The organism is Baaleninema sp. (assembly GCF_049974805.1).
In the GTDB taxonomy this organism is placed as follows: Bacteria; Cyanobacteriota; Cyanobacteriia; order Cyanobacteriales; family Geitlerinemataceae; genus Baaleninema.
On sequence record NZ_JBNGCO010000155.1, the window covers coordinates 1 to 8,361 of the forward strand.

Annotated in this window: 4 protein-coding genes and 1 pseudogene; 4 read left to right on the forward strand and 1 reads right to left on the reverse strand. The window is 52.3% G+C overall.

Annotated features, from left to right (window positions below; genetic code table 11):
* Positions 1-210 precede the first annotated feature (210 nt).
* The 3 genes from ACP5D4_RS19890 (at position 211) to ACP5D4_RS19900 (ending at position 4,533) form a co-directional block, all read left to right on the forward strand.
* On the forward strand, positions 211-1,521 hold the full coding sequence (locus ACP5D4_RS19890) for a class I SAM-dependent methyltransferase (protein WP_428013354.1): 1,311 nt from the start codon (positions 211-213) through the stop codon (positions 1,519-1,521).
* A gap of 173 nt (positions 1,522-1,694) precedes the next feature.
* Positions 1,695-2,222: a type IV pilin-like G/H family protein gene (locus ACP5D4_RS19895; RefSeq protein ID WP_428013355.1), complete on the forward strand. Its 528-nt coding sequence runs from the start codon at positions 1,695-1,697 to the stop codon at positions 2,220-2,222.
* A 148-nt stretch (positions 2,223-2,370) separates the two neighbouring features.
* Complete coding sequence (locus ACP5D4_RS19900) at positions 2,371-4,533, forward strand: O-linked N-acetylglucosamine transferase, SPINDLY family protein (protein WP_428013356.1); 2,163 nt, start codon at positions 2,371-2,373, stop codon at positions 4,531-4,533.
* A gap of 58 nt (positions 4,534-4,591) precedes the next feature.
* On the opposite strand, the gene ACP5D4_RS19905 is transcribed toward ACP5D4_RS19900, so the two are convergent.
* Positions 4,592-7,222, reverse strand: a complete 2,631-nt coding sequence (locus tag ACP5D4_RS19905) for a tetratricopeptide repeat protein (RefSeq protein WP_428013357.1) — start codon at positions 7,220-7,222, stop codon at positions 4,592-4,594.
* A 103-nt stretch (positions 7,223-7,325) separates the two neighbouring features.
* On the opposite strand from ACP5D4_RS19905, the pseudogene ACP5D4_RS19910 reads away from it, so the two are divergent.
* Positions 7,326-8,361 (forward strand): annotated as a pseudogene (locus tag ACP5D4_RS19910) (RNA-guided endonuclease InsQ/TnpB family protein); the annotation flags it as partial.

Genomic DNA, 8,361 nt, shown 5'->3' on the forward strand with positions numbered 1-8,361 from the left:
AATGCTCGAAGTGTCATTTGGGTAGTTTAAACTAAACCCTCTCTGCCCATTTTACGGTCAAGCCGCCCTAGAAGGGCGGGGTTTTCAACCCAAAATTTTTGATAAGAAGAGGGCGGTGGACTTCTTTCAGGGAAGAGTTAAGAGTGTAGAGTGAAGAGTTAATCAGAATTTCCACCCATAGCCCCCTTTCCCTAACTATCTCAACTATCAATGACTGACGTTTCCGACGCCGTTCGCCAGCAATTCGATCGATCTCCGTTTCCGCGACGACCGTTAGATCGATCGCCCCAAGACGATCTCCCGTTGCTGTACCGACATACCCTCGTCACGCCCTTTTACAAGCGAGACGGCCAAGTTATCGATACCAAAAATTTAACCGTTCTCGACGCCGGATGTGGCAGCGGTTACAAAGCTTTAGCCTTAGCCCTGGCGAATCCCGGGATATCGATCGTCGGCGTCGATTTCTCCGAAAGCTCGATCGAACTGGCGAAACATCGACTCAAGCATCACCAAATCGAGAACGTCGAATTTCACGCCTTGTCTCTCGAAAATATCGACAGCCTAGGATTAGAATTCGACTATATCAACTGCGACGAAGTTCTCTATCTCTTGCCCGATCCCGTCGCCGGACTTCGATCGCTCGCCTCAGTTCTCAAACCCCACGGTATCCTCCGAGGAAACCTGCACAGCGCCTTCCAACGGTTCGATTACTTCCGCGCCCAACAGCTATTTAACATGATGGGGTTAATGGGGGACGACGTACCCGACGAAATGGCGATCGAACTCGTCCGCGAAACCATGAACGCCCTGAAGGACTTCGCCAAACTCAAAGCCTCCACCTGGACGCCCAAACTCTCCCAAGACCAAGAACGAATCTTCGCCAACTACCTGCTACGAGAAGACAAAGGCTTTACCGTTCCGCAACTGTTTGAAATGCTCCACGCAGCAGAATTAGAATTTATCAGCATGGTGAACTGGCGACAGTGGAACCCCCTCGACCTGTTCGCCAATCCCGACGACCTTCCAGCGTTTCTGGGGATGAGTTTACCCGAAACCTCCATCGCCGAACGGCTGCATCTCTACGAACTGATTCACCCCATACATCGCCTGCTAGACTTCTGGTGCGGTCGTCCCGGCACAGTACAACCGAGACCCGCCGTCGAAGACTGGACGAACTGGGAGGCGGTGCGCGTGTCGCTGCATCCGCTGTTAAAAACCCCTTCAACGCGAACCGCCTTAGAAAGCTGTCTGCGCCAGCATCGGGGATTTTCCCTCAGCGAATACCTCCCCGTCCCCGGCGTCACCAACATCTTCATCGACAGCGTAACCGCTACGACTCTGCTGCCCCTCTTCGACGCCCCGAAATCGATGTCTGAGTTAGTCGCGTTTTGGCAAAAAACCCGTCCCCTCAACCCCATCACCCTAGAAGCGACGACACAGACTGAGGCTTTCGACGCCGTGCGGGATTTACTGGTCACACTGGAAGACCTCGGTTTCGTGATGTTGGAGATGAGGGGGTGATGAGGTGATGGGATGAGGGGATGGGATGCGGTGCGTGACGGTTCCCCGTTCCCCGTTTCCAATCTCTTGTCAAAAAAAATTTTTCGGTGGGTGATATAAAATTTCCTCGACCTGGGTAAGTTAAACTCAGGAGCGGAAAGTCAAGCATCCCAAGCCTGAAGGAGAAGCAGCAGATGAAAACTGAATTTAAAGCCAAATTCATCCAACACCTGAGTCAAAAAGAGCGCGAAGAAGGTTTCACCCTGATCGAACTGCTCGTTGTAATCATCATTATCGGTATTCTGGCAGCGATCGCTCTGCCGTCCTTCCTCAACCAAGCGGCGAAAGCGAAGCAGTCCGAAGCCAAAAACACCGTTGGTGCGGTGATGCGTCAGCAACAAGCCCAACGTTTGGACGCGGGTAAATTCTCCACCGACATGGTGGAACTCGAAGCGGGTCTGCCCAGCGAAACCGCGAACTACACCTACGAAATCACCACGGACGAAATCACCACGGCTCTGATTAACGCCAACCCGAAAGACCCGGCAGCATTACGCGCCTATGCAGGTGGCGTTGTGGTCTACGGTTCCGGTCAAACCGCAGCCAAAGCTTGCCAAACCACGGAAGCCAGCGGTACGCCTCCGACTGTTACTCTGACTCCGGGTGCTACCGAAGCCACGGCAGCAGCCAGCTGCGCCGACACCGACCACGACATGAAATAGGTGGTGCGACTTGCGCTTAGCGTGGGTCTTGTCCTAAGTCTTTGAAAAAGCGATCGAGCGGACGATGTAGCTCGATCGCTTTTTCGTGCGATCGCCCGATTTCAAACCCTGTTATCGTGAAATCGTGACCTTGACCCCCTCGAACACCGTGAGTTCTCCTAGCGCCTCGTCTCCCTTCGATGCTTTTTATCGCGGCGACTACGCCGAAGCCGTCATCGCCTTTGAAGACGCCATCGCCGCGCATCCAGAAGACACGAAACTCTACGCCTATCTCGGTCTGGCTTACCTGTTGCAGGGGGCGGAAGCCGAAGCTCAACTGGCTTGGATGACGCCGGAAATCGAAGGACTCTCGGACAACTGGGGTCGAGAACTGGCTGAGATGCTACAGCAGGAAGCCCAACGACTGGGGGACCCGACACAGGCGTGGTTGTTGGGGCAATACCTGCGAGAACTGGTTCCCGACGATTTAGAGAACTTACTGAGGCTGTTGCAATGGTCTCTCGAATTGCAGTTGTGGACTGAAGAGGAGGATCTCGTTGCAGAAGTTTGCGATCGCCTGCAAGCCACCGATTTCGGAAACATTCCCCAAGAAACCCTTTGGGAGGCGATCGATCGACTCCTCGAACATACACCGACCCTGACCGGAAGTGTAGACCTCTGCCGCGTGGCGGCGACGCGACTCGTCTCCAAAACTCAATTTATCGATCGCCTCCTCGATCGCGCCAAAGCCCTCGAATTCGCCAACCAACCCCGAGACGCCCTGCAAGTGGCACGCCTCTGCGTCGAACTGGACGACACCCATTTCCGGGCGTTCGTCGAAACCGGGCGATTCTTTCAAATTACCTGGGACAACGAAAGCAGTTTTCCCTATCTCGATCGCGCGATCGCCCTGGCCGACAGCCTACCCCAAAAAATCCTCGCCTCCCACCTCAAACTCCGGGGACTGATGCGGGGGGCTGGATACTGGCAACAAGCCAAAACCCTCTACGCCGAACACCGACGGGATCTCGAAACCCTGGTCACTGACAGCGAGGATATTTCCCTCGACTTCGCCTCGCGCATTATCACCGCCGGGTCGATGACAGCGTACTTTACCGACGATCTTCCCAGTTACCGCCAACTGCGAAACCAAATCGGCACCGCCTGTCAACACCAGCTGCAAAAGCATCTGAGCGATCGCATCAGTCCCTACCCAACCCAACACCAGCAACGCCCCGCCGCCGGACGCCGCGACCTTCTCAAAATCGGCTATCTCTCCGAATGCTTCCGCCAACACTCCGTCGGCTGGTTAATGCGGTGGTTGCTACATCACCACGATCGCGATCGATTCGAGATTCACCTGTACTCCCTCCACCACACCGGAGACGCCCTCCAACAAACCTTCGCCGCCGCCGAAGGGCCGAATTTCCACGAACTCCCCTATTCTGCCCTGACTGTCGCCGACAAAATCCACCAAGACCAAATTGATATCCTCCTCGATCTCGATAGCATCACCTCCAACTGTGGCTGTTCCGTCCTCGCCCTCAAACCCGCCCCCATCCAAGTCACCTGGCTGGGGTCCGACGCCTCGGGAATTCCCGCCGTCGATTACTTCATCAGCGATCCTTACGTACTTCCCGAGGACGCCCAAACCCACTACAGCGAGACCCTTTGGCAACTTCCCCAAACCTACATCGCTGTAGACGGCTTTGAGGTGGGCGTTCCCACCCTGCGACGCGATCGCTTGGGAATTCCTCCCGACGCCGTGGTTTATTTCAGTTCCCAAACCGGTTACAAACGCAACCCCGAGGATATCCGCCGACAACTGCAAATTTTACGAGAGGTTCCCAACAGTATTTTCCTCGTTAAAGGGGCGTATACTCAGATCGACTCTGCCCGTGTAGCATTTGAAAACCTGGCTGAAGAAGAAGGGGTCGATCGCCATCGCCTGCGGTTTCTCCCCACCGCCATTTCCGAAGCCGTCCACCGGGCTAACATCGCCATCGCCGACGTCGTTCTCGATACCTATCCCTACAACGGAACCACCACCACCCTCGAAACCCTTTGGATGGGGGTTCCCGTGGTGACGCGGGTGGGACAGCAGTTCGCCAGTCGCCAAGGATATACCCTGTTAAAAAACGCTGGCGTCGAAGCGGGAATCGCCTTTACAGACGAAGACTATATCGAGTGGGGGGTTCGACTGGGAACCGATACGGAACTGCGAAAAACCGTCGTCCGACAACTGCGCGAATCCCGTAAAACTGCGCCGTTATGGAACGCACGACAGTTTACCCGAGAGATGGAACGGGCGTATTTGGAGATGATGGGATGATGAGGTGATGGGGTGATGAGGATAAGGACGAAACCGTTCCCTGTTCCCTGTTCCCCGTTCACTGTTCCCCGTTCCCATCTTCTCGAATTTTCGACTCAAAGACTTCTCGATAAAACTGTTCTAAGGCGTCTATGCAGGTGGTATCTTCGTAGACGCGATCGCGATATTGACGGGTTTTCGCGACGATTTCTTGACGCCAGTTTGCATCGAGTCCCAGACGAACAGCAATGTCGATATATTCGGCTTCTGTGGTGGCGATCGTTTCGGGAATACCGAGCATTTTTAAAATGGCGTAAGAATGGCGACCGCGCATGAATTCACCGGGACAGGTAACGATGGGTAAATCGCAGGCGATCGCTTCGAGGGTGGTGTTTCCTCCCGACCAACTGAGGGTATCGAGATAAATATCGGAAACTTGGTTTAAATTCCAATAGCTGACTTGGTCGAGTCGGGGCAGAATTTTGCAGAAGCGATCGACCGCTAATCCTACTTTAGAAAACGCCCGGTCTAAGCGACGGCGAAACAGGTCGGTGATGGCTTCTTCTTCGTGGGATAAAAATGCAAATTGCGCCTCGGGAACTCGACGGGCAATTTCAGCGAAAATATAATCATATTGCGGGAGGTATTTATATAGCGATTGACAAGATAAATAGACAATCGCACTCTCATCTAATTGGAAATCTTTTCGGTTTTTTTGAGGCGGAGAGACGTTAGGTTTTTCGTAAGAAACACCAATATTTGGAAGTAAGATTAACCTTTCGCTGTAATGTTCTTCGGCGTTTTCCGGTTCCATCAACTCGCAGGATAAGAAATATTCCACTGTGGGAAGTCCCGAGGTGACGGGATGACACCAAGTCGTACATTGAACGGGGGCTAAGCGCATCGCCGCCAGTAATGTGGATTTGGGATACATTCCGATATCTATAAAGACGAGGATGTGGAGGTCGTCTTTGAGGATTTGTTGAGCGATGTCTTCGACTTTAGCATCGTCGAATTGTTGGAAGCGATCGCTGTATTTTTTGAACCGTTTCGATACGGCGTCTTCTTGGCGTCCGAGATGGTAACTATAGAGTTCAAACCCTTCGCGATCGGCGTGTTTTAACCATCCTAAAGAGAGTTTGCTTATGGAGCTGATTTTCATGAAATAGGAAACGTAGCCGATACGAAGTTTTCCGTTTGCAGAACGGGGCGGCATCGGCTTCGGTTCCACCCATTCGGGATAGTTTGCTGATAAAATTTTATGGACAAATTGTCCGTATTTTTCTTGAAATTCTCGGTCGTTTTTACCTTGATATGCCAGGTAAAAATTGACGTGCCATCCAATGCCAAATAAAATGGTTTGTTTGGTTTCGGAGTCAGTTAAAATAGTTCGCTTAACCCGTTCTTCTAATGATTCCTTGAACCGAATTCTATACTCTTCAATTTGTTCTGGAGATTCGTACAAAACCGGGAGTTCAAGTTGTTTTTGGAGTCTGGCACGTTTTAGATTATCTTTTAAACGTTCGTCTTCAGGCTTAATTTCAGAAGCTTTTTCATAAAAATAAATCGCTTCGTTGAGGCGATTTTGCATCATTAAAGCGTTAGCTAAATTGAGATAAAGCCCGAAATGGGGGAGTTGTTTTTGGAGAGCTTGACGATAGATAGTTTCCGCTTGGGAATAGTCTAAATCTTGATAGTAAATATTCCCGAGGTTGGTATAAGCATCGATAAACTGGGAATCGAGTTCGATCGCGCGTCGGTAGGCGGCGATGGCGCGATCGCGCTGTGCGAGTTTTTCCGAAACTAACCCCAAACCGTAATAAACATTAGCGCGGTGCTCGTCCAGTTCCAGACAGCGGTGTAGCGTATCCAACGCTGTCTGGGGTCGATCGCAGACATAATACAACATCCCCAGATTAAACCACGCCTCGATTTTATCGGGCTGACGGGTCAAGACCTCGCGATAACCCCGTTCGGCGGCGTCGTAGTCTCCCCGTTCGTAATCTCGAACCGCCGTTTCAAACAGTCGTTCGACGGCTGAAACCTCAGAAGTCCCGAGGCGGTGTAACTCTCGCAGCGTTTCAGCATCTCGCCAGCGTTCGATCCCAGCTAAATCCGTTTCAGTCGAGTCCGCATCCCAAAGCAAAACCGCGAAAGCATCCGACGAAAAGTCAGCATTCCAAGCCGCTTGAGGGTGACTGGCCAGAAAATCCGCGATGGCCTGACATCCCCTAGAAACCCCGTCCGTATCGCGACGCCAGCGCACCACCAACAACGCCGAATCCGACAAGAGGGGACGAGGGAACAACAACCCCAACAAGATCGATCGATAGTCGATCGACCCGTTATAAACATAAACCCCAATCCTGTCCTCAGTCTCAAGTTGGCGCAACTCCAAAAAAAACGCCGCCATGTCTTGAGAACAAAACGTGACGCGCTCTTCAAGTCCCGCCGCCATCACCCGATTGGCGAAGGCTTGAAACGCCGCCTCAGCGTCCTCCGTTTCAGCGAAATCGTCTACCGCATAAGCCAGAGTTTCCGGGGCTTCCGACAGCGCCGACACCAAGAATTCGCCGTCCTCGACCCCCACTTGACAGTAAGTTTCTCCCAGTTCGAGACTGGCCACCGCAAATTTCAACCCAGACGACAGATCGGCGGTTTCCGAATCATTCAGTTGAGACAGCCAAGTCCGAAACAGTCGGTCGTCCATACAAATACTCGATCGGTTACCAAAAAATTGGGTTTAAAGCCCCGTCCTTCTAGGACGGCTTTCTTAAGAGGTGGTACAATTATATCAAGCAACTCAACGTAAAATGCTGGTATTTGAGGCAAAGCTAAAAGGAACTCAAGAGCAGTGCGAACGGCTAGATGAGGCGATTCGTACTGCTCGGTTTGTTCGCAATAGTTGCCTGAGATACTGGATGGACAACAAGGGAGTTGGGCGGTACGAACTGAGTGCCTATTGCAAAGTTCTTGCCCAAGAATTCCCTTGGGCGAAGAAGCTGAACTCGATGGCTCGTCAAGCCTCTGCGGAACGAGCTGGGTCGGCGATTGCCCGTTTTTATCAAAACTGTAAAAAGAAGGCTGCCAAGAAGGGTTTCCCACGCTTTAAGCCGCACCAAACCCGTGGTTCTGTCGAGTACAAAACTAGCGGTTGGAAGCTATCAGAGGATAGGAAAACTATCACGTTCACCGATGGCTTCAAGGCTGGAAGTTTTAAGCTGTGGGGAACTCGTGACTTGCACTTCTATCAGTTGAAACAGATTAAACGGGTGAGAGTTGTTCGTCGTGCAGATGGCTACTAGGTTCAGTTGGGCATCGACCAAGAACGCTTGGAGAAACGAGAGCCGACCGGAAAGACCATCGGACTAGATGTCGGACTCAAGGAGTTCTATACCGACTCTAACGGTCAGACGGTAGAGAATCCGAGACATCTGAGAAAGTCGGAGAAAGCTCTCAAGCGTCTTCAACGTCGATTAGCTAAGACCCAAAAGGGTTCCAACAACCGAAAAAAGGCGAGAAATCGGTTAGGGAGAAAGCACCTCAAGGTAAGTCGGCAGCGTAAAGATTTCGCCGTGAAGTTGGCGGGATGCATCCCCCCTTCGCCCCCCTTTCAAAGGGGGGTTGGGGGGATTTGGTAGCCTATGAGGACTTGATGGTGCGAAATCTGGTAAAAAACCATCGTCTCGCCAAATCCATCTCGGATGCTGCCTGGTCAACGTTCCGCCAGTGGGTGGAGTATTTTGGCAAGGTGTTTGGGGTGGCGACCGTTGCTGTACCTCCCCAGTACACCATTGACGTTCTCCCCCGCCTGAAGGCAGGGGGATTCCTGGTTCGTCGATCCACCTT

Excerpts from the sequence above, each read along its gene's own strand:
- ACP5D4_RS19890 (WP_428013354.1), top strand. The coding sequence starts at position 211 with ATGACTGACGTTTCCGACGCCGTTCGCCAGCAATTCGATCGATCTCCG.
- ACP5D4_RS19905 (WP_428013357.1), bottom strand. The coding sequence starts at position 7,222 with ATGGACGACCGACTGTTTCGGACTTGGCTGTCTCAACTGAATGATTCG.
- ACP5D4_RS19895 (WP_428013355.1), top strand. The coding sequence starts at position 1,695 with ATGAAAACTGAATTTAAAGCCAAATTCATCCAACACCTGAGTCAAAAA.